This window comes from Cohnella terricola, assembly GCF_007786475.1.
Lineage (GTDB): Bacteria > Bacillota > Bacilli > Paenibacillales > Paenibacillaceae > Cohnella > Cohnella terricola.
In genome coordinates, this window is the sequence record NZ_VNJJ01000009.1 from 42,102 (window position 1) to 68,586 (window position 26,485).

The following is a 26,485-nucleotide window of genomic DNA, read 5'->3' on the forward strand; positions in this document are numbered from 1 at the left end:
ATCGAATTTGGATGCTCTCTCTTTTTTATGCCGTTAAGCTGTTTTATAAGTTTTTGACGGAGTCCCGTTCGATAATCTTGCTCTGCAAATAGATATTTTTCGGCGGCGTATCCGGATGCTTGATGCACAATAACATTCGGGCGACGGCTTCGATCGCGAAATCCTCTTTGCCAATATTCACGGAGGTTAACGCGGGCACGACCGTCCGGCTTAAATCCGTGTTGTCGAAGCTGATCAAAGAGACTTGGTCGGGGACCGAAATTCCTTCCGCCTGCAGTTTAAGCAACAGCTTGTAGGCCGCCATGTCGCAATGGCATACGAACGCGGTCGGAAGCTTCCCGGGCAGTTCGAAATCGACCGAATACGAGCCGTTGTCGTCGTTGTTGACGAGCAGCCATTCCCGATTCGGCTCTAATCCGTAAGTGTTAAGGGCTTTCAGATACCCGCAGTACCGATCCATGACGCTTGTCGTGTAGCGCGGATTACCGACGAAGCCGATCTCCCGGTGGCCTCTGTCCACCAAATATTTGGTCACGGCGTAGCCGGATTGAAAGTTGTCAGGAATAATGCAGTCCAGCGCGATATCCGATTTATAGAAGTCGATGGCGACGACCGGGAACGGATAGCCGGCAAGCATTTCGACATAGGCGTCGCTCACTTCGCCAGCGATGAACAAGCCGTTAAGCTCTGACAAGTCCTGAGCGAGCGAGAGAGGTAGGCTTCCGTTCTGCTCTTGTTCCGGATCAAGCAAATAAATAGACAGACTAATGTCTCTTTGCGTGCATTCCTGGTTCATATAATAGTAAATCTTCGTGTAAAAGTTATCCGTATCGAGGAAAAAGCGTTTAGGAACGATTATCCCTAGTTTGGAGACGGATTTGGACAATTTGGCCGCATTTTTATGTATGTATCCAAGCTCGCCTGCGGCTTGGACGATTTTTTTCCGCAGCTCCTCGCTTACGCCGGGTTGATTATTCAGCGCTTTAGAGACGCTTACTTTCGTAATGCCCAACAAGCTTGCAATGGTATCTAACGTTACTTTCCCCGATTGCATGTCAGCAGTCTCCTAAGAATAATAATAATCTCTCTTCATAGAATACTAACTAAAGTAACTTTACAAGTCAATTCTATAAAGAATAAACAAAAAGTAACTTTACAAATCGAGAAAACGAAAATGTACCCGAAATAGTGAAAGGAACAAAGTGAAATCAAGGGTTGGGCGTTACCTTCCCGATACTTTTCGAAGTTAATATTTAAGAATATGAAGTGATTTTTTACGAATTCTAAACGATTTGGTCATCTAAAAATTACTTTACAAATTTAATTGACAAATTAATTTAACTTAAATTACAATGCCTACATGAGGTAAAATAAGGTAAAATAATTAATGTCATTAACTCTGGGAATCCTAACTTAGCTAAATTTCGGAATAAGCAGGAATGGGGAGAACGAATTGACAATCACGCGATCGAATCAAAATCCGATCATTACACCGAAAAATGTTAACGCTTCCAATAAAGATTGGGAAGTGATTGGAGTGTTTAACGCCGGAGTCGCCAAGTACAGAGATGAGGTCCTATTATTGCTGCGCGTCGCGGAGAGACCAATTAACGACAATCCCGCCGCCTATTCCACGCCGATCTACGATGCCGCGACCGACCGGATGACGATCCGGACGATTGCCAGAACCGCCGATTGCGATTTCTCGGATGTCAGGGTGATCAGGACGCCGGAGCAAAGTTACTTAACGTCCATCTCGCATTTTCGGGTCGCCCGCAGCCAAGACGGCATCCATTTTAAGATCGACGACAAGCCTACGATTTTGCCTGGTTCGATCTACGAAGCTTACGGGATCGAGGATCCTCGAATTACGCAAATCGAGGACACTTACTATATTACTTATTCAGCCATTTCGGAGTACGGAATTTGCACCGGGTTGATGACGACGAAGGATTTTGCCACCTTTCATCGCAAAGGGAATATATTTCATCCGGACAACAAGGATGTCGTCATATTTCCGAGAAAAATCGGCGGCAAATACTATGCGATTCACCGTCCTTCCTTTTCTCATTACGGTAAACCTGAGATGTGGATTGCGGATTCTAACGATTTGCAGATGTGGGGGAACCACCGTCATCTGGCAGGCTTGCGCGAAGGAAGCTGGGACGACGGGCGGATCGGAGCGAGCGCCGTTCCGATCGATACCGAAGAAGGCTGGCTCGAGATCTACCATGGAGCGGACAAGAATAATCGCTATTGCCTAGGAGCTCTGCTGCTAGATCGGGATGAGCCTTGGAAAGTGATCGCCAGAAGCATAAGTCCATTCATGCAGCCGGAGGAAAAGTTTGAAACGGAGGGCTTTTTCGGAAATGTCGTCTTCCCATGCGGCGTTCTAGTCGAGAACCGGATCGTAAAGATCTATTATGGCGCGAGCGATACATGCATCGGTTATGCGGAGATCTCGCTTGATCATATTCTAGCTCATCTGAATCTTCGATCGGCAACCAATCCGACGAGGCGCTAAGGAGGATCTCGGGGTGCAATCATCGGTACGTACTAAAAGCAAGGAATCGTTTTGGCGCGAAATCCTGAAAAACCGGTATCTGTACCTGCTGACTTTGCCGGGGATTGTTTTTCTGATCGTATTTAATTACTTGCCTATGATCGGCTTGTATCTGGCTTTCGTGGATTACAATCCGATGGCCGGCCTATTCGGCATGAAGAGCCGATTTGTGGGCATGGACAATTTCGAGTTCTTCTTCAGCTCCGGAGATTGGCTGGGCATCACGTTCAACACAATCTACTTGAACAGCCTGTTCATCCTCACCGGTCTTGCCGTGCAAATCTTCATGGCCATCGGATTGAACGAAGTCGCTGGCAAAAGGTTTAAGAAGCTGGCGCAATCGTTTATGTTTCTGCCGAACTTCCTGTCTTGGACCGTTGTTTCAATATTTTCCATCGCGATCTTCTCTACCGATACCGGCGTCATTAACGGAATTTTGAACGCTTTGGGACTAGAGTCTATTAATTTCTATCAGGATGCTTCGACCTGGCCTTTCATCCTCGTCATGCTGAAGCTATGGAAAGGCGTCGGCTTCGGCACGGTTATCTATCTGGCGACGATAACGAGCATGGATCAGGAGATGTTCGAGGCTGCCAGGATCGACGGGTCGACAAGATTTCAATCGATTATCTACCTTACGCTTCCCATGCTCAAGACGACGACGATTATGCTTCTGATTCTTTCTGTCGGAGGTATTTTCTATGGAGATTTCGGAATGATCTTCGCGCTGATCGGGGATAATCCGCTGCTTAGGCCAACTACGGATGTCATCGATACGTACGTCTACCGGGCGCTTCGGATGAATAACGACATCGGGATGTCCTCCGCCGTCGGGTTATTCCAAGCTTTTGTCGGATTTGTGCTTGTCGTTTCCGTGAATGCCATTACTCGCAAAATGTCGAAGGATTCCGCGCTGTTCTAACCCTATCGAGAGGAGGTGCCGCCGCTATGTATCGCCAAACTGCCGGAGATCGAGCGATAATGACCGTTTTTTATCTCGCAATCGGCCTATTTGCTTTAATGTGCTTAATCCCGATGTGGATTGCTTTAATGGCTTCCTTCACGAACGAGCAGGAACTAATCCGCAACGGATATAGCTTCTGGGTCAGAAGCTTCGACCTGACGGCCTACCGATTGATCTTTACGGGAACGGGCAGCGTCTATCGGGCCTACGGAGTCACCATACTCACCACGATCGCGGGCGTTATTTTTACGGTGATGCTTACAAGCTCGTTTGCGTATCCGTTGTCCGTGAAATCGTTCAAATTCCGCAACAGCCTATCCTTCTTCTGCTACGTCACGATGGTCTTTAACGGAGGGCTTGTTCCGACTTACATTCTGACGACTCGCTTCCTGCACATGCAGAACACGATTTGGGTGCTCATTATTCCGGCCGCCCTGAACGGTTTTAACGTGTTTCTCATGAAAAATTACTTCGCGACTCTTCCCGAAGCGTTGGCGGAATCCGCCAAGATCGACGGAGCAAGCGAGATTTATATCTACTTCAAGATTATTCTCCCGCTGTCGATGCCGATTCTGGCCACGATCGGTTTGTTCTCCGCCATCGGGTATTGGAACGAATGGTTCCGGGTGCTTCTGTTCGTCAGTGAACAGAAATTGTATACACTGCAGTATCTGATTATGCGACTGCAACAGCAGGCGGAGTTTCTGAATTCTTCTTTAAGCGCTTCAGCAAGAGCCGCGCTGGGCGGGCAAGTGGTACCGACCATCGGGATACGGGTCGCGACCGCAATGGTCTCGATCGGTCCGATCGTTCTGCTCTATCCTTTTCTCCAGAAATACTTTATTAAAGGACTGACCATCGGCGCCGTGAAAGGTTGAGAAAGGCTATTGCCGGCTTTGCCGGTTAGCATAGTATTCAATTCCGGGAGGGTTAACGATGTTTAGAATGAAAAGTAAAAGCACGGCATTGGCCTTGGCGCTGATTCTGCTGCTATCCGCATTGGCGGCATGCTCGAAGAACGGCGAAAAGAACGAGAATTCTCCTAACGTCTCGTCGCCGTCCGCATCCCCATCCGCATCTCCATCAGAATCCGCATCCGCGTCGAGCGAGCCAAGCGAATCCGCCAAAACTCCACCTAAGGAAGTGACGTTGGAATTTTACATGCCATCGGGAACCGCGAACGTCAACGATTTGCAGGCGGTGCTGGACCAATTTTACGCGGACACGAAAGATACTTTGAACACGAAGCTCAAATTCAATTTTACGACGTTCGATAACATCGGACAGCAGGTATCCCTGAAGCTTGCAGGCGGCGAGCAAGTGGACAGCGCCTTTGTCGCGCAATGGACAGCGCCGAACATCAATCAGATGATCGCCAAGAACCAATTGGCCAACCTGGACTCTTACTTCAATAACGATCAGTACCCAGGACTTAAGAAAGCGTTCACGCCCGAGTATCTGAAAAACAATAGCTTCATAGACGCCAACGGCGAGTCGCACATCTACGGCATCCCTTTCACGCACGGGTTTGATGGCGGCGGGGTGATCTACTATCGCAAAGACCTTGCGGAGAAATACGGAATCGCGGAGATCAAGTCCGTGGAAGATTTAACGAAATACTACGATGGGATCGTGGCGAACGAGAAAGGGATGATCCCTCTCACCTGGAACGGCAGCCAGGATATGCTTTCCGACACGCTGCTCACGATGGTTCAGCCGATCACCAAGAAACATAATTATGAGACGAGCGTTGCGGGCACGAACAGCAGCATCGCGATTAAACCGGACGGAACGTTATACGTCGCCAAGACGATCAATCCTTGGAGCGATCCGGATTACGTAGCGCTTCTTCCCGATGAGTTAAAGTCGGTCGACCCGTTGGAAGGCTTCAAAATGACCCGCGATTGGTATAAGAAAGGTTATCTGGAGAAGGACATCTTAGCTCAGAAAGATCCGGACGGACAGTTCATGTCGGGCAAAGCGGCTTCTGTCGTTCGTACGTTGGATATTTATCCATCGGAGAAGCAACAGCTCGAAACCGCGATTCCCGGAGCGAAATTAGGCTACTTCATTATTAACCCGGGATATCTCACCGGCACGGCTAAAGCGGTGGGCAGCGATTTCAAAGCTTGGAATTTTGCCGCGATCCCTTCCAACTCCAAGAACATCGACCGTACGATGCAGTTTTTCGACTGGTTGTTCTCGGATTTGAAGAACCACGATTTGTTCGAATTCGGCATAGAAGGCAAGCACTGGACGGCAGATGGCAACTCCAAATATTCGATCCCTGCAGGCGTAGATGCTGCGAGCAATTATAATTTCCCGGGATTTACGCTGACTTGGAATCCAACGATGGTTCGTTATGATGCCGCTACGCCGGACGAAGTGGTGACGACGTTGAATAACCTCGGCGACACGAACTTCTTCTTTAAGAAACTATCCGCGGGCTTTAATTTCGTTACGGACAACGTAAAGAACGAAACGGCGAAGCTGAACGACGTGAAATCCTTGCTCCGATCGATCGGCGACGGCGTCACTGACGACATCGATGGAACATTGGCCAAGGTTCAAAAGGAGTTCGACAAAGCCGGTTACGCGAAGGTGCGCGGGGAATTAGAAAAGCAGTTCAACGAATTCCTGAAGACCAATCCGTACGAAGGTCAATAGGGAGATTGAGGAGTAAACGATGATACAGCACCGAAGCGGTTACCAGACCAACAAGGAACTGGTGGAAGCTTTCAAAAGAGATGAAAGCCGGAATATAGGGATACGGCTTCAGTTCGAGGGTGTCGGAGATAAGGACGTGTACAACATAACGGCGCCTTTTAGGGATAACGGTGAATTGATCCTTGCAGGCCGGGTAGAGGGACGGACGACCGAATGGTCGAACGTTCTTTTCTTCCGGCGGCAAGGGGAGGTATGGACGCCTCATCCCGATTATCCCGTTTATGATCTGCAGGATCCGTTCTTTACAAGAATGAATGGCGAGCTGATCTTCGGAGGGGTAGGGCTGATTAAAGATTCGTTCGACTCGGACCGGATCGTCTCTTGGGAGACTCGATTCTACCGGGGACCGGATGCGTTAAGCTTAAAGCCGTTCCTGACCGGTCCGGACAGGATGAAGGATATTAGGCTAATTGAGCTGTCCAGCGGCGAGGTTGGCGTTCTTTCCAGACCGGGCGGTCTGCTCGGAGGAGGGCCGGGCAGCGTCATTGGGTTTACGAAAGTCTCGACGTTAGATGATATCACGGCTGAGATCATCGCAAGCGCGCCGACGTTCGGACATCAGTTTTCACCGCAGGAATGGGGAGGTGCAAACGAGGCTCACCTGCTCGGGAATGGCTTTGTGGGCGTGCTTGGACATATTGCCGAGTTCGACGGATTCGATCGAAGATATCGTGCTATGACGTTTGCGATTAACCCCGAGACTTCGGAAATATCACCTATGAAAATCATTGCTATGCGCAGTAACTTTCCGGCCGGAGTCGCCAAGAGGCCAGATTTGGCGGATGTCGTCTTCAGCGGCGGGCTTGTCCGTAAATCCGGAGGACTTGCGGATTTGTTCGTCGGTGCAAGCGATGCGGAAGCCTACCGGATTGAAATCGAGGATCCTTTCTTGGAGTATGAGCGTCTCTGAGGGGGATTGGGTGTAATAATGGGGAGGGATGATCGTGAAAAGGCTAATAGCTTTTCTATTATCATTGATCTTGTTAATCCCTGCATGGACACCTTCGGTCAGCGCTGAGACAGGGGACACGATTCAAGTTGCTTATGATGTGGTCAATGGCGATTTCAGCCAAGGTTTAGCAGGGTGGGACAACAACAACACGGATGGGTTATTCGATAAAATCAGGGCCGAGCATGTTGTTGAATTGAAGCCGGGGGCGGCGATCTGGCAGCCTCTCGCCATCACCGGCAATGCCGACGGGCCAAGCGTAAAAGACACCGTTTATGCGAAAGTATATGCAACGCTAAGCAGCGATGTCACGACGGACGACAACGTGCTTATCCGGTTAGTGGCAGGCGATCAACTGGCTGAGATCGATAGTCTGTCCGGCGCGGTGCGCGAGATTCCGGTCGAACTGACGTCGCATATCAAAAATGCGGGGGGCCGTATTCCGGAGAATCAAGACCAGCTGTGGATCGAACTGCACAACGATACTCCCGGAACGATTGAAGTATCCCGCATCGAAGTGTGGGGCGTTGACGCCGAGAATCGTGTCAAAGCTTATGCTGTGCCCAACGGCGATTTCTCGCAGGCTTTCGAAGGCAATTGGGAAAGCAATGGAAAGGCGACATTGGGAACAGCGGTTTATCTCGAGCCCGGCGCGGCTGCCTGGCGCAGTCTGCCGGTTGGAAACTCGCTGACCATGCCGCAGGTCGGGGACAAGGTTAGCGTTCAAGCCGGCTTGTTTGTCCCGTCGGGCGTGAACCGGACAGATGGCGTGTTCGTTCGCTTGAACGACGGACATTACACGTTGAGGGACTTGAACGACATTGCCGGAACCGCTCGCGGCAAATGGTTCGTCTCATCCGGTAACGTGATTGCCAACGAGGGGATCATTAGCCAAGGTTCGTCGGAGCTATGGATTGAATTGCATAACGATACGAGCGTCCCTATTCGGTTGAAGGGATTATCCCTTACGGCGGAAAGGGCGGCATCCTCGATATACGACTTAAACGGCGATGGAATCGTGGATGAGGCGGATGCAGCCTGGCTGAGCGAGAGGATCGCAAGCGGCCTGTTCGATGCAAGGGCGGATTTTGACCGGGATGGTCAGTTAACCGCCAAGGACTTGTCTTACTTTAAAAAATTCGCGCTGCATCATAATGACGAGTTTTATTTGAACATGAAGCATTTTACGTTTATGAACGAGGATATTACGATCGACGGAGTTCCGATGATGGTAACCCATTTGTATTCTGAGCCGATCGATCGGAGCGATCTATCCAAGGGATATGCGTGGGTGGGCGATCCGCAGGAGGGCTTTGCGGCAGTGGACGACGTCGCCCGCGCGGTCATCGCTTATACGGAGCATTACGGCATGTATGGCGACGAGTTCAGCTACGGCAAAATCAAGCGCGGTCTAGAGTTTCTGATGTGGATGCAGCATCGTGACGGGGACTTCGATAATTTTGTCGTGAGGGACCCGGACGGCACGATTAGACCGAAAGACAGCGCTTCTTCGCAAAAAAGCTTTAGTTGGTGGGCGGTACGCGCCTACGAAGCTTTGGCAACGGCGATGCCGAAACTGAAAGCGGAAGACTCCGAATTGGCCGCCAGGGTGAAGGAACGGCTGGCGCTTTGTTTGAAACGGCTAAAGGAAAATACGGATCCTTCTTATGGCCAATATGTCGACGTTAACGGGATACGCATGGCCAAGTGGCTGCTGTTCGGGGATACTTGGCTCACTTCCGCGGCGATCGACGCGCTGGCAGTACACTACAAAGTGGCGGATAATGCCTCGGTCAAAGCTGCCATTCGCGAATCCGTCCGCAAGCTGGGAGAAGGAGTGGCGATCGCTCAATTCGGCGACTTCAGGGATTTTCCATACGGCGGATTTATGCACCATTATAATGGCGTTCCGGGGCTTTACAATTGGGACGAATGGGGCAGCATTCAGGTGCGCGCTATGGCATATGCAGGACAAATTGCCGATCAACCGGCATGGATCGAAGCGGCCGAGCATGCTGCGGATAGCTTTCTAGGCGATCTGCTGATCTCGGGCCGCGCGGAGACGATGCACCCGAACAAGAAGCCTTATCCGCTGATCAACTACGGAACGGCGAGTTATGTAGACAATTGGCTTGCGCTTTATGAAGTCACGGGCAAAGAGAAGTATGCGGAGCTTGCAGGAATTGCGGCTTCCTGGTGGACGGGGAACAACGTACGCGATTTTCCGATGTTTAACCAGGTAGAAGGTTATGCGTACGACGGCTTGTACGATACAGAGGTCAACATCAACAGCGGTGCCGAATCGCTTGACGAGGCTATTCGCGCCCTTGTGCGGGTACTCGAAAATCCGATTGCTAAGCGGTACTTGTTCGCCCATGAGATGGCGGCCGCTCGTGCAGTGACGATAGAGATAGAGGATTTGTACAAAAGCGTGGCACCGCCTGACGAGAGAATGCCTTTCCCTAACGGTGAATTAAACGATCCGAACGTCGCCCTGGTCAAGCAGAATGTTGACTCGGGTACGGATGAATTGAAAATTTACGAGGATGCTCAACATTTGGGGGGCGAGCGGGAGGTTTATCCCGGTTGGATGGGATCCAACGCGTTATTCGTGGCTGCGACCGGCTACAATAATATCCGTTTGTTTAACAATGGATCGATCAAGACCGAACTTCCGGTAGGAGGAGTAGGTAACTTCCAAGCCGGAGATGCGGTAAAGCTGGAGTTCTCGGCAAGGGTGGAATTCGATACTTCGCTGAAGGCCGAGGTTTACGCGGTCTTGGCTAACGGGGATAAAGTGCGGATAGCGGATGCGGGCGATATGAACTATCATCCTCGTACCTGGTATGCGGGAGCAAGTTCGGTAAAGACGACGCCGCTCGCCAAGATTCCTGAAGGAGCGGTGAAACTGGAGGTTGGGTTCGGAGCGACTTCCACGAAGACTCCGCCGCAAGAAGGTTATGCCACGGTGACCGAAGGGAAAATCTACAAAATGAGCGTGCCGGAAATCCGATACTCGAATACTGATCTTTCCGGTTCCAGTTATGTGCAAATGCCCGCAGGACAGAGCAAATCGTTCAACATCGAGGTGCCCCAGGCAGGAAAGTACGATGTCATGTTGAGTTACATCGTGAATCCGGACGCCAATATAAAGATCGGATTCAATCATCTTGAACCGGCGACGGTATCCTTAAAAGGTTCGGTCGGCGATGCCGTCCAAATCAAACGAATCGATACGGTGGATTTGCCCCAAGGTGCCGTAACATTAGATTTGAAGAATCCCGACCCGGCAGTTCCGGCAGATATCGATGCACTCATTCTCTACCCTGTAGACTCTTACGCAACGTATGCGCTACCGGGAGGCGGAACGGCGAAGGTGCTTCGTGACGGCATGAACGGTTCTCTTACGGTTGGAACCATTGAGCAAGTGGACGGAAGGCACAGGATTAGCTTAGCGTTACCGACTGCACCGGTAAAAGCCGGGTCCGGATTGCGCATCCAGGGCACAGTTATGGGGGCGGACGGAGCTTCCGTCAGCGGCGAGCAGGTTAAGATAACGTCATTCGGTCGATCCGTGGAGGCGCAGGTGGATTCCGCAGGGCGATTTGCCGCCACGCTCGCAATACCGACCGCTCTGACTCCAGGCCCCTACCGGGTGAGAGTCGCTACAGCGCTTGGCGAAGCGACAGGCGCCATTACGATTGATCGCGCAAGCGGAGGAGGCTCATCCGACTCCCCCGGGTCGGCTGGCGGGGTTGGAGGCGGCACGTTAACGCCGACTGATTCCCTAGAGAAGGGCATATTGGTCGTGACGAAGGAGCTTCTTCAGCTACCTAAAGACGGATCTAAAACCATAAAGGTGACGATACCCGAAGGGAACAACTCCGTTCGGATTTCTCAAGAAGTTCTGAAAGAAGCGATGTCTCTTCCGATCGTGCTGGCGGGCCAGCAATTCGAGATTACGCTAACGCCGGATGTGCTGGCGGAGTTATTCGAAAGGGCAAAAGCCGCTGGCCTTGACGATTGGACGCTTTATCTTGGAGCGAGCCGAGTCGAGGACGGAGCCGCTGCTGCTCTCATACAAAGTCTCGCGCCATCCGTTAAGGCAAAGCTGAGACAGGGAAGTCCGCTCTATGAATTCACTTTAAGTCTTGTAAAATCCGGTAAAGCTCCCTTGAAGATTCATACTTTCGCCAATCCTCTCCCGGTTGCGTTGAAGATCGGACCGGGCGTAAATTCTTCATTGTCGGGAATTTATTTTATTGGCGATAACGGCAGACTGGAGTATGCGGGAGGAAAGCTCGAATCCGGGTTCATGAAAGTCGGCGCGAGCCATTTTAGCAAATACGGAGTTCTGGAATACGACAAAACCTTTCAAGACATGCCGGTGGCGCATTGGGCTTACGCGGCGGTTTCCGAGCTGGCTGCCAGACATGTCGTAAACGGGGTGAACGATTGGCTTTTCGGCAAGGATACGCAGCTGACTAGAGCGGAAATGACGACCCTGATCGTCAGGGCGATTGGCCTGAGGAACCCGGACGCGAGACAGCCGTTCACTGATGTGAGTGAGAAGAGTTGGTATTCGGCTGATATTGCTTCCGCATTGGAAGCGGGCATTATAACGGGCAGAACGTCGACTATATTCGCACCGGCGGCGCCGATTACTCGTTCCGAAGCGGCGGCCATACTGATGCGGGCATTGAAGCAACGATCGATAACGACACCTGCCGGAGGGGGAAGGTTGGACGACTTCGCGGACAAATCCGATGTCTCCCCGATGTTTGTCGAGAGCCTATCGGAGAGCATCTCGGCAGGTCTGCTGCAGGGAGATCATCGTAAGCGCCTTCGCCCTAACGATGTCATGACCCGCGCAGAAGCGGCGGTCATGCTGTTGAAGTTTCTGCGAATCTTGGAATCGGAGTAAGAATTGTAGAGCACTATGCAACCTTAGTTCGGTACTTTACCGGACTAAGGTTGTTTAGTTGTGCCCGGCATGGGCGATAAATTGGCGGTGAGAATCCGCTACGGGCTACCAGCATGGGGAGCGACCGAGGAACTTTACAAGGCCGAGAAAGACCTCACTGTTTCAATCCACGCTCCCGCGTAGGGAGCGACAAACGGATTCCGGGGCGGGAGCTATGTGCATGATGTTTCAATCCACGCTCCCGCTTAGGGAGCGACGATCCAAATCGAACGTTTCCGGATTCGTTTGTAATTGTTTCAATCCACGCTCCCGCGTAGGGAGCGACAACCTGCTCTACATCAAGCTAGAGCGCGATTAAACGTTTCAATCCACGCTCCCGCGTAGGGAGCGACGGGAGTACGGTCTCGACCATCGTATAAGCGTAAGGTTTCAATCCACGCTCCCGCGTAGGGAGAGACAAGTCAACCCGATCACCGGCACACCACTTAACGGCGGTTTCAATCCACGCTCCCGCGTCGGGAGCGACCGGTTACGAACACGGGCTACCAGTCTGCGGCTACGTTTCAATCCACGCTCGCCCGTAGGGAGCGACCCGGCGATGGTACAGCGATAGCCTTACCACGTTCGTTTCAATCCACGCTCCCGCGTAGGGAGCGACATTTAACTTCCGAGCTAGGCCATTCACCAAGTGTAGTTTCAATTCACGCTCCCGCGTAGGGAGCGACACGCCAAGACGGAAGCCGAGAAGCTCGCCAAGATGTTTCAATCCACGCTCCCGCGTAGGGAGCGACGCCGCCGTTAACGTCAAAGGGGGCACGGTACAAGGTTTCAATCCACGCTCCCGCGTAGGGAGCGACTAAAAAGGACAGAAGGAACCACGCAAAAGAACAGTTTCAATCCACGCTCCCGCGTAGGGAGCGACCCAAGCAATGGAGACGATCCGTAAGCAACTTAGAGTTTCAATCCACGCTCCCGCGTAGGGAGCGACAAGCGCGAGTCGAAGCCTATGCAGCAGAGCGCAGTTTCAATCCACGCTCCCGCGTAGGGAGCGACACGGTATAAGGTGGGTGCTGCGAGACATCCAAAATGTTTCAATCTACGCTCCCGCGTAGGGAGCGACCGCTTTCAAAGCGTGCTTGACCATATGCTTTTTGTTTCAATCCACGCTCCCGCGTAGGGAGCGACTCCAAACTAATCACCACCACTGAATCATGTTTTTGTTTCAATCCACGCTCCCGCGTAGGGAGCGACACGATTTCCGGGTATGCTCCTTTTTCTGGATTAGTTTCAATCCACGCTCCCGCGTAGGGAGCGACAGAGAGTGAAGTCAACGAACTGCGGCAAAGTGGAGGTTTCAATCCACGCTCCCGCGTAGGGAGCGACAAATATTATCGACCTTGATCGGTTTAAGATGGAGTTTCAATCCACGCTCCCGCGTAGGGAGCGACCCGGGCGCAGGCTGGAAGAAGAGCCGCAAGGCGTGGGTTTCAATCCACGCTCCCGCGTAGGGAGCGACCTGCGAAGGATTTTCGGTTACCAATAGCAAAGGGAGTTTCAATCCACGCTCCCGCGTAGGGAGCGACTTCCAAGTGCGCGAAACTTCGGAAGCTAATATTGATGTTTCAATCCACGCTCCCGCGTAGGGAGCGACTCAATCTCTGCTTTGGTTAGGCCGAGCATCGTAAGTTTCAATCCACGCTCCCGCGTAGGGAGCGACGATGTTATGGATAATCCTTGCTACCACCGGATAAGTTTCAATCCACGCTCCCGCGTAGGGAGCGACGGGGATCCCGGGGAACGTCGACATGAACGTAATGGTTTCAATCCACGCTCCCGCGTAGGGAGCGACTTCCGCCTAGTTTGGCGGGTGTTGCGTAATGATGGTTTCAATCCACGCTCCCGCGTAGGGAGCGACCTACAATAAATTAAAAAGCATTGTCGACGAGAGTTTCAATCCACGCTCCCGCGTAGGGAGCGACAAGACGAATCGAGATTGCAGCAGTTGAGCAAAGAGTTTCAATCCACGCTCCCGCGTAGGGAGCGACCCTCCGACGGATAACGTTCCATTCACCGTGAACCAGTTTCAATCCACGCTCCCGCGTAGGGAGCGACGGCATTGGTTCAGTATTAAAAAATCTAAGAGTTGAGTTTCAATCCACGCTCCCGCGTAGGGAGCGACTATTGCGATGTATGTATTCCAATTGGGGAGCGCAGTTTCAATCCACGCTCCCGCGTAGGGAGCGACAGACGGAACGACCGTTTCCGGATACGTTACATGGTTTCAATCCACGCTCCCGCGTAGGGAGCGACGGGCAAGGCGCTCGAGAACGTAGCCCGGCATCTTGGTTTCAATCCACGCTCCCGCGTAGGGAGCGACTATCACGGCCTTGAAAGAGCAATTAAAGAAATTGTTTCAATCCACGCTCCCGCGTAGGGAGCGACCGAACATATCAGGCAGTACAAAAGAGCGTTATTTGTTTCAATCCACGCTCCCGCGTAGGGAGCGACTATGAGGATACCGCCGAATATAAGCGCATTCTGGTTTCAATCCACGCTCCCGCGTAGGGAGCGACTAATCCGACCTACCAAGATATTGATGAGGCGCTGTTTCAATCCACGCTCCCGCGTAGGGAGCGACTTTCAGTTCGAGCGAAAGCTCGGCGACTTGGAATGTTTCAATCCACGCTCCCGCGTAGAGAGCGACTTCTACGATCCTTCTCGATATGGTCATGGGACGCTGTTTCAATCCACGCTCCCGCGTAGGGAGCGACAAGGGCGGCGGACAAGCCAACCCGTGGAAGCAAGTTTCAATCCACGCTCCCGCGTAGGGAGCGACTTAATGCATGGATGGATTTGACGGTTTCCTTTGGGTTTCAATCCACGCTCCCGCGTAGGGAGCGACCTCGCGGCGATCGATAAGGAGATTGCATTTCTCGTTTCAATCCACGCTCCCGCGTAGGGAGCGACCTGGCGCCAGAGGAGACGTACGAACCAGATTATGTTTCAATCCACGCTCCCGCGTAGGGAGCGACAGGTTGCGTGGGCGAAATCGGAAATCGCCAAGGGGTTTCAATCCACGCTCCCGCGTAGGGAGCGACCATTCTCACTTTTTGGTTCGTTCGCAGGCAAAACGTTTCAATCCACGCTCCCGCGTAGGGAGCGACAGCTGCTCTACTAACCACTCTGGAGGATGATAGGGTTTCAATCCACGCTCCCGCGTAGGGAGCGACATGATTTTAATGATACATATAAGGGTAAAAGTGTGTTTCAATCCACGCTCCCGCGTAGGGAGCGACTACTGCTTCCCCGGCGAAAATTATCACGTTTGCCGTTTCAATCCACGCTCCCGCGTAGGGAGCGACGACTGCTGAAGGAATTTCCGGAACGTTGTTATGTTTCAATCCACGCTCCCGCGTAGGGAGCGACAGCAGGCTCACTAAGTCCTTGCAGGGCAAGGGATTTGAAGCTCAAAAGTGCTAAACGGCATTTTTGATGCGAAAAAAGTCCCGAAAATGACATGGAAACCCGAGAGCCCTTGTGTAGCAAGGGGTGCGAATCCCCCGGGAAAATCATGTGCGCTTGGGGTTCGCACTTCGTAGAACCTTACAATAACTTCAAATACCAATCGAGAGTACGATCGATAATTGGTATTACGAAACTGATAAACTTTGAAAAATCCCCAGTTATATGCGTTTCATCCAAAGCTGTGTAGTAAGCAAGCCGCTGTTCTTTTTCGATGACAATAGGGGGATACCCGTTTTTCATGAGCTCAAAGTTCAGAAGAAGTCGGGCAGTACGTCCGTTGCCGTCAACAAAAGGATGAATTTTTACGAATTCACTATGAACTGCTGCGGCTCTGGCAACGGGATGTAAATTGGCCCCTTCCTCTTTAAGCCATTGTGTAAAGTGTGCCATCAAATCAGGGACCTGACTATAGTCGGGAGGCAAATGCCGGGCACCGCTGATTAGGACATTTTGCGTACGGTAAATCCCTGCTTGATCGTCGAGAATTCCTTTTAGAATCAGACTATGAATGTTTTTGATTTGCCACTCTGTCAAAGCATGGTTCTGCTTCACAATCTCCTCGATATATAAAATAGCTTCCCTATGGTTAAGAGCTTCCAGATGCTCAGATATGGTTTTACCTCCGATGGTAATACCTTCTAAAACAACCTTAGTCTCAGATAGGGTTAGCGTATTGCCTTCAATCGCATTGGAGTTGTAGGTCCAGTTAACGATTAAGTGTTCGCGGATTGATTTTAATGTATGGGTAGGGAATGGTCTTTTGGTGTCGAGCCGTTGTTTTTTCTGATCGATTGAGTCAAACAATCAGTTTCACCTCACAATTCATAATTCGAGGAGTTATCACATTTACAATTAATTCTATTATAAGCTTTCCCAAGGATGGTAGGTTAGTAAACTTTGCAGGTAGCTGAAATGCAGGAATTATCGTCGCTTATATCATCAACATTGTGATCATAAAGGGAGGGGCTGAAGCCCCTCGACAAGCTAGACTACATTAACAATATGTTTCAATCTACGCTTTCGTACAGGGAGAGACGATATTTAGGTTGAGATAGATCTCGCTACGGCGTTTCAATCCACGCTCTCGTATAGGTAGCGACGTCCGGTAACGCCTCCTGAGCTGGGGGAACCGTGTTTCAATCCACGCTCCCGCACGGGGAGCGACCCGAGTGGACGAGTCGGTGTTCGCTAGGGAAGGAAAGTTTCAATCCACACTCCCGCACGGGGAGCGACTCGAAAATCTCGGCACGATGGGAACGCCGTTGCCGTTTCAATCCACGCTCCCGCGTAGGGAGCGACGCAAAACGAAATTATGAATTATTATTGCATTAATGTTTCAATCCACGCTCCCGCGTAGGGAGCGACCCACGGGCGGCCGTACCTCCGGGAATTGTAGGAAGTTTCAATCCACGCTCCCGCGTAGGGAGCGACGTGTATTTACTTTACCGTTATTTTACGCAAGAAGGGTTTCAATCCACGCTCCCGCGTAGGGAGCGACTTGAGGACTCCGGTTGCATAGACGGGTCCGGATGTTTCAATCCACGCTCCCGCGTAGGGAGCGACCCCGCGCCATAGCCGTGTTTTTCCAGAGCCAAGGGTTTCAATCCACGCTCCCGCGTAGGGAGCGACAACATACGAGCAAACGGCCGGAACACCGCCAAAAGTTTCAATCCACGCTCCCGCGTAGGGAGCGACAAAAATCACCCTCGAAGCCGGTAGGCGAGAGAATGTTTCAATCCACGCTCCCGCGTAGGGAGCGACTTTCTCGTTTGGCTCAGATCGGGGATAATGTCGGTTTCAATCCACGCTCCCGCGTAGGGAGCGACTGTATCTTGAAGGTATGAAAGCTGACCTGAAAAAGTTTCAATCCACGCTCCCGCGTAGGGAGCGACTCCGCCGACGCTGTAGGTCTTGTGAATTATCAGGTTTCAATCCACGCTCCCGCGTAGGGAGCGACGTACGGCCGCCCGTTTAGCAATTTTGGAGTTTAGTTTCAATCCACGCTCCCGCGTAGGGAGCGACCAAGAAGCGGACATGCTCGGAAGATGCTAATTGAGTTTCAATCCACGCTCCCGCGTAGGGAGCGACCTCAATGCAAGGGAAGCGACTGTAGGTATCAAAGTTTCAATCCACGCTCCCGCGTAGGGAGCGACCGAACAAGAAGTGCGGAGACGGTTGAACAAAATTGTTTCAATCCACGCTCCCGCGTAGGGAGCGACAGATTTGCAAATTCTCAATCAGGCAACAGGAACAAGTTTCAATCCACGCTCCCGCGTAGGGAGCGACGTTCTCTGGCTTTGTGGCCGTCTTAGCCGTGGCGTTTCAATCCACGCTCCCGCGTAGGGAGCGACCTTCGCCTTGCAAAACTGGATACGAGTTAAGTTTGTTTCAATCCACGCTCCCGCGTAGGGAGCGACTATCGAGGGGGATCGCGTTTTCTATCGGAAGTCCGTTTCAATCCACGCTCCCGCGTAGGGAGCGACTGCACTGCGGTCGCGATACTTCGCTATTGTCAATGTTTCAATCCACGCTCCCGCGTAGGGAGCGACAGCAGGCTCACAGAGTCTTTGCAGGGCAAGGGATTTGAAGCTCAAAAGTGCGAAACGGCATTTTTGATACGAAAAAAGTCCTGAAATTGACCTGAAAACCCGAGAGCCCTTGTGTAGCAAGGGGTGCGAATCCCCCGGGGAAATCATGTGAGCTTTGGGTTCGCACTTCGTAGAACATTACAGCAGTTCTAAGTACCAATCGAATGTACGATCAACATTTGGTATGACAAAACTGATAAATCTCGAAAAATCCCCGGTTGTGTGAGCTTCATCCAAAGCGGTGTAGTAGGCAAGCCGTTGTTCTTTTTCGATGACAATTGGGGGATATCCGTTTTTCATGAGCTCAAAGTTAAGCAGAAGTCGAGCAGTACGTCCATTGCCGTCCACGAAAGGATGGATGTTTACAAATTCACTATGAACTGCTGCAGCTCTGGCAACGGGGTGTAAATTGACTCCTTCCCCTTCAAGCCATTGAGTAAATTGTGCCATCAAATCAGGAACCTGACTATAGTCAGGGGGCAAGTGTCGGGTGCCGCTGATTGGGACATTTTCCGTACGATAAATTCCAGCCTGATCGTCGTGAATTCCTTTTAGGATCAGACTATGAATGCTCTTGATCTGCCATTCTGTCAGAGTTTGGTTTTGTTTTACGATTGCTTCAATATATAAAATAGCTTCCCTATGATTAAGAGCTTCAAGATGCTCAGATATGGTTTTACCCCCAACGGTAATGCCTTCTAAAACAACTTTAGTTTCGGATAGAGTTAACGTATTGCCTTCAATCGCATTGGAGTTATATGTCCAGTTCACGATTAAGTGCTCGCGGATAGTTTTTAATGTATGAATGGGAAATGGTCTTTTGGAGTCTAGTTGTTGTTTTTTCTGATCAATAGAGCTAAACAACAATTTCACCTCACATTTCAAAAATCAAGGAGTTATATTGCTCACAGTCAATTCTATTATAAGCTTTCCCAAGTATGGTAGGGTAGTAAACTCGTATTAGCTGTAATGACAGGAATTATCGGTCGCTTGCATCGTCAGTTATAAATCAAAAGGGAGGGGCTGAAGCCCCTCGACAAGCCATACTACATAAACAATATGTTTCAATCCACGCTTCCGTATAGAGAGCGACGGTGTGCCAATACCACTATTAAATCATAGAAACAGAAAGAGTATCAATAAAGCGCAACTATAATTTGGATTAATAATCTCTAAATGTAAAAAAACTATTGACTTAGTACTGTTAGTTAAGTAGCATGAGGTTAATCAGCACTAGATAAATAATATGAATTTTCAATTACATAGTTTAAGTTCTTCCAACCACCTCAGACCAACAGACATCCTTATATCAAAGGAAGTGTCTGCCATGAATTATGCCCATTCCAAACGAGACCCACTAACGAGAAAGTTACTCCCCAAAGAACAATGGCACGGACTTGATTCCCATTCGGAAGGTACTGCGAATTTATCAGGGAAATTTGCTGGCTGCTTTAAGTGTGAAATACTCGGTGAAATTCTTGGCTATGTGCATGATTACGGAAAGAACTTACTTGACTTCCAGCATAGACTTGAAGGCTCGAAGCTCAATGTAGACCATAAAACAATGGGAGCTCTTGCTGTTTACGAGCATTATCCATTTCCATATGGTCTTATTATGGCCTACGCAATTTATGGACATCATGGAGGACTTCCCGATCATATCTCTCGTGGTGGCGTTCCCGGCTTGCACGACGTATTATCCAAAAACAAATTTAAGATTATCGATAATATCCCTCCACACTTTCCTGAACTAATAGGGAATACAATTCCAAAACGAGCCCCTACGACAAATAAGGGAATGTCCCGGTCCTTATGGATTCGTATGTTGTATTCTGCCCTGGTGGACGCTGATTACTTGGATACAGAACGTTTTTTACATGCAGAGAAGGCGGCCGCGAGGCAAAGTTTTATGCTGTTAAAGCAGTTAAGCATGTTGTATCAAAAGAAGCTGGATGGACTTTTATCTTCATCATTAGATTCAGTAATGGCTCGAGCTCGAAGAAGAGTGATGGAGAGCTGCCTCCAAAAAGCTCTCGGTCCGAAAGGCTTCTATATGTTGCGTGCTCCAACGGGCAGTGGGAAAACCTATTCCTCATTAGCATTTGCCTTAAAACATGCCGAACAACAAAACGCAATTGAAAATCGAGTAAAGAGAGTAATTGTGGCTTTGCCATTCACGAGCCTGATAGAACAAACGGTTGGGGTATACCGTGAAGCGCTTGGTAAAGATAATCTGAATACGGTTCTGGAGTATCACAGCAATATCGTTATAGAGCCAAGCGTTGAGAATGAGTTGGACCCCCGATTGCTCGACAGTGAAAACTTTGATGCCGGGCTGATTGTTACCACTAACGTTCAGTTATTCGAGAGTCTATTTGCCTCTAAACCTTCGCGTGCTCGCAAGTTACATAGGTTAGCTAACAGCGTCATTATTCTGGACGAAGCGCAGACTCTACCTGAGAATCTTTTACTGCCGACTTTGGCTGTGCTTCGTTGCTTAGTAGCTGATTATGGGGTTACGGTTTTGTTTTGTACGGCTACTCAACCTGCTTTCCAAGCTTCTTGGTTGGATGGGATGCAGCCTATAGAAATTATTGAAGAACCAGGTAAACTTTATTCGGAACTTAAGAGAGTCAACACTACCTTCATCGGCAGGAAAACAAATCTGGAATTAGCCGAGTTAATTATTTCTAATGGGAATCGGGTTTTATGCATAGTCAACACGAGGAAACAGGCACAACAGTTATATAGCCTTCTTACGAATTCAAAGCAAATCGAGAAATCCGATGTCTATCACTTAAGCGCCTTAATGAATGCAGATCATCGGGCAGTAATGTTGGAAGAGATCAAATCAAAGACAAAAGAAGATCCATGCTATGTAATCGCAACAAGTCTTATTGAGGCTGGAGTAGATATTGATTTCCCTGTCGTTATGCGGGAGATGACCGGATTGGAGGGAATCGCCCAAGCCGCCGGACGATGCAACCGTGAGATGCTAGTCGAAAAAGGAATGATGTTCCTTTTCGAATCTGCCGATTATCCGTCTCCTCCTTACGCCTGGTATTCGGGAAGGGCCAAATTGGCCAAATTTATTCTAAGTCGCCACCCTGACCCGTTAACTCCGGAAGCCGTAGAAGAATACTTTCAACGATTTTATTTTCAAGAAATGAATCAACTGGACAAGCATGGTATTTTGCGTAATCTTAACGGTGCTGCGGATGAATACTCGTTCCAGTTCCGCGAGATTGCTGAAAAGTATCGTTTTATTAATGAAGATACCGTATCTGTTGTCATTCCATATAACACAGCCTGTCGAGAAATACTTCAACAGGCTACTGATTCCCGTTATCCTACTAGCTTCAGTCGCAAGTTACAGCGTTATACGATTTCTTTATATCCGAAGGAACTGGAATATTTACACAAGAAAGGAAGATTGGAGACCATCGGTAGTGCTATCTACTATCTGCAAGATACGGAAGGAGGATTCGAAGGGGAAATTAATGATCTCTACGGTGATAGGCTGGGTTTGAAAATCTATGCAGAAGAGGAGGGCTAAATTCAATGGGATATGGTGTTTCGTTACATGTGAGTGGAGATTATGCCTTATTTTCAAGACCTGAGATGAAAGCAGAGCGAGTAAGCTATGACGTGATCACGCCATCGGCAGCACGCGGTGTGTTAGAAGCAATATTGTGGCGTCCGGCCATCAGATGGGTAGTCGATCGCATAACAGTCCTTAACCGAATTGAATTCGAGTCTGTTCGCCGTAACGAGGTAGGCTCCAAGATTCCGCCCAGGAATGTTTCGGCAGCCATGGCCGGCTCTAAGGTGGATTTACATCAATATATTAACGAAGATCGACAACAACGTGCCTCTCTTGTGCTTCGTAACGTAGCTTATATTATCGATGCTCATTTTGTAATCATTCCGGAGAAAGCGGGAGAGAGTGATACTCCGGAGAAATTTTATAACATGTTCTTGCGAAGGGCTAGACAAGGACAGTGTTTTCATAACCCTTATTTGGGATGCAGAGAGTTTGCAGCAAAATTCCGTTTCGTGGAAGCGCAAGGGGAACGACCAATCAGTTACTACGCCAATGACGAAGACTACGATCTCAGTTGGATGCTGTGGGATATTGAATACGAACAAAAAGAGTTCAAAAACAAAACCCTATATTCGTTCAATCCTCGTTTTTTCCATGCCCGGATGGTAAACGGCATAATAAACGTTCCCAGCGAGGTGAGCTTATGATTTTGCAGGCATTATGCGGGTTTTACGATCGCATGATGGAAGAGTATCCGGAAAGTGTCGCGCCATTCGGTTTTGCCATTACTCCGGTATCTCAATGTATTGTATTGGACAGGGAAGGAAATATCGTACAAGTTCTGGATCGTATGCAATTTCAAGAGTATTTTGAAAAAAAGGGTGTTGTAAAAGTTAAGGCTGTTCCGCAGCGACTTCTCACTCCCCAGCAACCTAAGAGATCGGGTAAACGGCCAGAACCAGCCTTTTTGTGCGAGAACGCCAATTTTTTATTCGGAATCTATAGCGATCCAGATGGAGCGGACTATAGATTTGGGGCTAGCCGTGATTTACATGAACTAGTTCTAAGGGGAGTAGAGGATGAAGGGGCATCAGCCATTCTTTCATTTTTCTCCAAACGAAAAAAGGGATCTTTGGACTATGTGGGTATAGATACTTCGGGTTTAGAGGATGGGGGAAATATCGTTTTTCAATTGGAAGACGACATGTGGAACTACGTTCATGAAAGACCCGCTATTCGAAAAGCTTGGATGAATTACTTGAATAGCCGTTCCGCGGAAGCCGGCATAGGTCAGTGTCTAGTAACGGGGGAAGTTGACCGCATAGCACGTATACATGGCAATTTGGATGGATTCGGACAGGACAAGCCTACTCTCGTTGGATTCAATAAGGATAGCTTCGTTTCATATCGGAAAGAGCAGGGAGAGAATGCTCCAATATCGGAATCTGCTGCTTTTAAGTATGTTACGGCACTAAATCTACTTATAAACGATAGAAATCATAGCATCAACATTAATGACGAAAAAGTATTGTTCTGGGCAGAGAAGAAAGCGCAATTGGAAGAGCAGATTGTCGGTTCAATGCTTAATGGAGAAGCGGGGAACTGGAAGCTAGACGAGTTTTCAAGACGAAAACTATCGGGGGTGATGGATCATCTCTATAATGGTACTTCGCCTGAACAGTTGGGTCTCAACGCAAACGCTCGATTTTTTGTGCTAGGTTTATCCTCTAACAAGACTAGAGCTGTGATTCGTTATTTCTATATCGACACATTCGGTCAACTAGTAGAAAAAATACGGCAACATCAGTCCGACATTTATGTACAAGGGGCACCTTGGGAACCAGAGTATCCTTCAATTTCGCAAATTTTACTGGAGACAGCGCTTCGAAGGGAAAGTAAGAACATTCCTCCCCCGCATCAATCATCCCTAATTCGAAGTGTGATATCAGGAATTCCATATCCTAATAGCCTCTACATGGCCATGCTTGGGAGAATTAGAGCGGAGGCGTCAGAAGATGCAGGCAAAGCAATCAATCGAATTCGAATCGGCATCATCAAGGGCTGTATAAATCGATCGGCACGGCAAATGAAACAGATGGAAAGGGTGAGTGAAGTGTTAGATCCAAACGAGAAAGCCATTCCGTATCGGTTGGGCAGGTTGTTCGCAATCTTAAACAAGGCGCAACTGGACGCTTTGGAAAAAGTCAATTCTTCTGTTGTAGACAAGTATTTGAACGCTGCATTAGCAAGTCCCCAACAAGTTTTTCCGACATTGCTGGCCAACTCCCGACCTCATTTCACGAAAATTCAAAAAAATTATAAAGGCAGATATCTCTATCTATACAATTTACTTTTAGAGGTACTTGGAGAAGTCCCCACGACTGCTTTTCCCAAGACGTTAAATGCCGATGAACAAGGTCGGTTTCTAGTGGGATTTTTTCATCAAGAACAGGTTTTTTATAAAAGGAAGGATAAGGAGCAGTCGGAAGAAGGCAATGAATCGGTAGTCAAAGTTTAATTATAATAGGAGGCTGAAGAGGATGAGTGAAGTATTGAAAAACAGGTATGAATTTGTGCTTTATTTTGATGTTGAGAATGGTAATCCTAACGGAGATCCCGATGCTGGAAATATGCCGCGTATCGATCCGCAGACGGGGTATGGCCTTGTGAGTGATGTAAGCATTAAACGCAAAGTACGTAATTATGTTCAGTTTTCCAAAGAGGGTCAAGACGGTTTCGATATTTACGTTAGCGAGGGCGCAGTATTGAATAATAAGCAGAAAGAGGCTTACGAAGCTAATGATCTGAAAACAAAAGATAATAAGGACGATAAGCTGACAGCCCAAGCTTATATGTGCAGACGATTTTTTGACGTAAGAGCATTTGGCGCTGTCATGGATACCGGCGATTTTAAGTGTGGCCAAGTGAGAGGGCCAATCCAGCTTTGTTTCTCCAAAAGTGAGGATGTGATCCTTCAACAAGAAGTGACAATTACACGCATGGCCTCAACTACGGAAAAAGAAAATGCCTCCGAAAATCGCACGATGGGAAGGAAGTACTTGGTTCCCTATGGGCTATATCGATTGGAAGGATTCGTGTCGGCCAAATTTGCACAGAAAACAGGCTTTACTCAAAAGGATCTCGATCTCTTCTTCGAATCGCTTAAGCTGATGTTTGATCAAGATCGTTCCGCCTCACGAGGTAAAATGTCTGCAAGGAAGTTGTATGTGTTTAAGCATGAATCCGAGCTAGGAAATGCCCCGGCTGCAGCATTGTTCGATCTCATCGAGGCAAAATTAATTAATCCAAGCGAGCCGTCAAGATCTTTTAAACACTATGAACTTACAGTAGATAAGGGCTCTGTTCCCGAGGGAGTTCAATTGATTGAGATGTTATAGGATAAGTCAACATTAATCTCCAATAAAGACTCCGTGAGGGGTCTTTATTTCATTTACGTAGTAGTGGTTAAATCTGAAAATCAAGTATTAAATCACACTCCCACAAAGGGAGTGACTCGCTTACGGCCCTGTGATCCTGGATCATAAGCCGTTTCAATCCACACTCTAGTACGGGGAGCCGCCGACCATAACAAACGCCATCAAGTTGTGCGTCGACGGAGACGACCGCTGTTGACTGTGTTGCTACAACCTTTGTGTCAGTTTCAATTCACGCCTCCGTACCGGAGGCGACGTGCGCATCCGAAACGAGTGGTCAACTCAACCCGGTTACAATCCACGCCTCCGTACCGGAGGCGACTAAGAGACTGAGCATTATGGTTTACGATGAGAAGGGTTTCAATCCACGCCTCCATGCCGGAGGCGACCTGCTCGAAAAGCGGCTTGGCGAACGATTTGCGGGTTTCAACCCACGCCTCCATGCCGGAGGCGACACAAACAACCAAGGCACGGATTGGGGCTTTTTTGTTTCAATCCACGCCTCCATGCCGGAGGCGACATAAAGCACCTGCGGGTCATAGTTGAAATGCGAGTTTCAATCCACGCCTCCATGCCGGAGGCGACCTGAACTCTGGAACAATCTGGCTTACGTCCCAGAGTTTCAATCCACGACTCCATGCCGGAGGCGACGGCTCAGATAATAGTCCTGGGTCGTTTTAAATGCGTTTCAATCAACGACTCCATGCCGGAGGCGACTGCGCCCTGGGAAAGCTCTGCAAGCGCAGGAGAGTTTCAATCCACGCCTCCATGCCGGAGGCGACGTAAACGGGGTTACGAGTGGGGCATTGCTAAGTGTTTCAATCCACGCCTCCATGCCGGAGGCGACTTACCGTCCTACGTGGGTAAAGATGGGACTACTGTTTCAATCCACGCCTCCATGCCGGAGGCGACTGTTTCCACTTCCGATCGCGATCGTTCCGCCCTCGTTTCAATCCACGCCTCCATGCCGGAGGCGACGCGAGGGTTGTACACCTGCACCATGCCGTATAGCAGTTTCAATCCACGCCTCCATGCCGGAGGCGACGGAAGTGTCCTCCTACTGGCAGCAACAACATGAAGTTTCAATCCACGCCTCCATGCCGGAGGCGACGACAACCACTCCGGTAAAACAGTTTCAGCGGTGTGTTTCAATCCACGCCTCCATGCCGGAGGCGACGGGAGATCGCTATATCAAGAATAATTTATGTCCAGTTTCAATCCACGCCTCCATGCCGGAGGCGACTCGAAATCACAGCATCCGGTACTA

General features: G+C 49.5%; 13 protein-coding genes and 3 CRISPR repeat arrays (1 of these 16 running past the window's edge). Of the genes, 10 read left to right on the forward strand and 3 right to left on the reverse strand.

What is annotated here, in order from left to right; all coding sequences use genetic code 11:
* Positions 1–43 precede the first annotated feature (43 nt).
* Entirely contained in the window at positions 44–1,054 is a 1,011-nt protein-coding gene (locus FPZ45_RS16245; protein ID WP_144704011.1) for a substrate-binding domain-containing protein, read from the reverse strand.
* Between the two features lie 399 nt (positions 1,055–1,453).
* Here FPZ45_RS16245 and FPZ45_RS16250 point away from each other — a divergent pair, with 399 nt between their 5' ends.
* The 6 genes from FPZ45_RS16250 to FPZ45_RS16275 are packed head-to-tail and all read left to right on the forward strand — an operon-like array spanning position 1,454 to position 12,127.
* Entirely contained in the window at positions 1,454–2,524 is a 1,071-nt protein-coding gene (locus tag FPZ45_RS16250) for a glycoside hydrolase family 130 protein (RefSeq protein ID WP_144704014.1), read from the forward strand.
* Positions 2,525–2,537: 13 nt separating this feature from the next.
* Positions 2,538–3,485, forward strand: coding sequence for an ABC transporter permease (locus FPZ45_RS16255; RefSeq protein WP_144704017.1), 948 nt, complete (start codon positions 2,538–2,540; stop codon positions 3,483–3,485).
* A gap of 26 nt (positions 3,486–3,511) precedes the next feature.
* Positions 3,512–4,405 carry a carbohydrate ABC transporter permease gene (locus tag FPZ45_RS16260; RefSeq protein WP_144704020.1) on the forward strand — a complete coding sequence of 298 codons (894 nt, stop codon included), beginning with the start codon at positions 3,512–3,514 and terminating at the stop codon, positions 4,403–4,405.
* 58 nt (positions 4,406–4,463) lie between these two features.
* Entirely contained in the window at positions 4,464–6,194 is a 1,731-nt protein-coding gene (locus FPZ45_RS16265) for an extracellular solute-binding protein (RefSeq protein WP_144704023.1), read from the forward strand.
* A 19-nt stretch (positions 6,195–6,213) separates the two neighbouring features.
* On the forward strand, positions 6,214–7,164 hold the full coding sequence (locus FPZ45_RS16270; protein ID WP_144704026.1) for a DUF1861 family protein: 951 nt from the start codon (positions 6,214–6,216) through the stop codon (positions 7,162–7,164).
* A 34-nt stretch (positions 7,165–7,198) separates the two neighbouring features.
* A complete protein-coding gene (locus tag FPZ45_RS16275; protein ID WP_186438424.1) occupies positions 7,199–12,127 on the forward strand; it encodes an S-layer homology domain-containing protein in 4,929 nt (1,642 codons plus the stop codon).
* 159 nt (positions 12,128–12,286) lie between these two features.
* A CRISPR array of direct repeats spans positions 12,287–15,554; the repeat unit is 32 nt; unit sequence GTTTCAATCCACGCTCCCGCGTAGGGAGCGAC.
* A gap of 176 nt (positions 15,555–15,730) precedes the next feature.
* Here FPZ45_RS16275 and FPZ45_RS16280 read toward each other — a convergent pair.
* Together FPZ45_RS16280 and FPZ45_RS16285 are read right to left on the reverse strand one after the other, a co-directional pair.
* Positions 15,731–16,456, reverse strand: a complete 726-nt coding sequence (locus tag FPZ45_RS16280) for a Fic family protein (protein ID WP_144704032.1) — start codon at positions 16,454–16,456, stop codon at positions 15,731–15,733.
* Between the two features lie 264 nt (positions 16,457–16,720).
* A CRISPR array of direct repeats spans positions 16,721–18,201; the repeat unit is 32 nt; unit sequence GTTTCAATCCACGCTCCCGCGTAGGGAGCGAC.
* Between the two features lie 177 nt (positions 18,202–18,378).
* Positions 18,379–19,104, reverse strand: coding sequence for a Fic family protein (locus FPZ45_RS16285; RefSeq protein WP_144704035.1), 726 nt, complete (start codon positions 19,102–19,104; stop codon positions 18,379–18,381).
* A gap of 463 nt (positions 19,105–19,567) precedes the next feature.
* On the opposite strand from FPZ45_RS16285, the gene cas3 reads away from it, so the two are divergent.
* Genes cas3 through cas7c form a run of 4 tightly spaced genes read left to right on the forward strand, consistent with a single transcriptional unit; the run spans position 19,568 to position 25,182 of the window.
* Positions 19,568–21,796, forward strand: a complete 2,229-nt coding sequence (gene cas3, locus FPZ45_RS16290) for a CRISPR-associated helicase Cas3' (protein ID WP_186438425.1) — start codon at positions 19,568–19,570, stop codon at positions 21,794–21,796.
* A 5-nt stretch (positions 21,797–21,801) separates the two neighbouring features.
* Complete coding sequence (gene cas5c, locus FPZ45_RS16295; RefSeq protein WP_144704041.1) at positions 21,802–22,491, forward strand: type I-C CRISPR-associated protein Cas5c; 690 nt, start codon at positions 21,802–21,804, stop codon at positions 22,489–22,491.
* Positions 22,488–24,302, forward strand: coding sequence for a type I-C CRISPR-associated protein Cas8c/Csd1 (gene cas8c, locus FPZ45_RS16300; protein WP_144704044.1), 1,815 nt, complete (start codon positions 22,488–22,490; stop codon positions 24,300–24,302). Before cas5c ends, cas8c begins: the two co-directional genes overlap by 4 nt.
* Before the next feature lie 22 nt (positions 24,303–24,324).
* Entirely contained in the window at positions 24,325–25,182 is an 858-nt protein-coding gene (gene cas7c / locus FPZ45_RS16305) for a type I-C CRISPR-associated protein Cas7/Csd2 (RefSeq protein WP_144704047.1), read from the forward strand.
* A 260-nt stretch (positions 25,183–25,442) separates the two neighbouring features.
* Positions 25,443–26,485: a CRISPR direct-repeat array (repeat unit 32 nt; unit sequence GTTTCAATCCACGCCTCCATGCCGGAGGCGAC) (it continues 768 nt past the right edge of the window).

Coding starts and splice junctions, on each gene's coding strand:
- cas7c (WP_144704047.1), top strand. CDS start 24,325: ATGAGTGAAGTATTGAAAAACAGGTATGAATTTGTGCTTTATTTTGAT.
- cas5c (WP_144704041.1), top strand. CDS start 21,802: ATGGGATATGGTGTTTCGTTACATGTGAGTGGAGATTATGCCTTATTT.
- FPZ45_RS16270 (WP_144704026.1), top strand. CDS start 6,214: ATGATACAGCACCGAAGCGGTTACCAGACCAACAAGGAACTGGTGGAA.
- cas3 (WP_186438425.1), top strand. CDS start 19,568: ATGAATTATGCCCATTCCAAACGAGACCCACTAACGAGAAAGTTACTC.
- FPZ45_RS16245 (WP_144704011.1), bottom strand. CDS start 1,054: ATGCAATCGGGGAAAGTAACGTTAGATACCATTGCAAGCTTGTTGGGC.
- cas8c (WP_144704044.1), top strand. CDS start 22,488: ATGATTTTGCAGGCATTATGCGGGTTTTACGATCGCATGATGGAAGAG.
- FPZ45_RS16260 (WP_144704020.1), top strand. CDS start 3,512: ATGTATCGCCAAACTGCCGGAGATCGAGCGATAATGACCGTTTTTTAT.
- FPZ45_RS16265 (WP_144704023.1), top strand. CDS start 4,464: ATGTTTAGAATGAAAAGTAAAAGCACGGCATTGGCCTTGGCGCTGATT.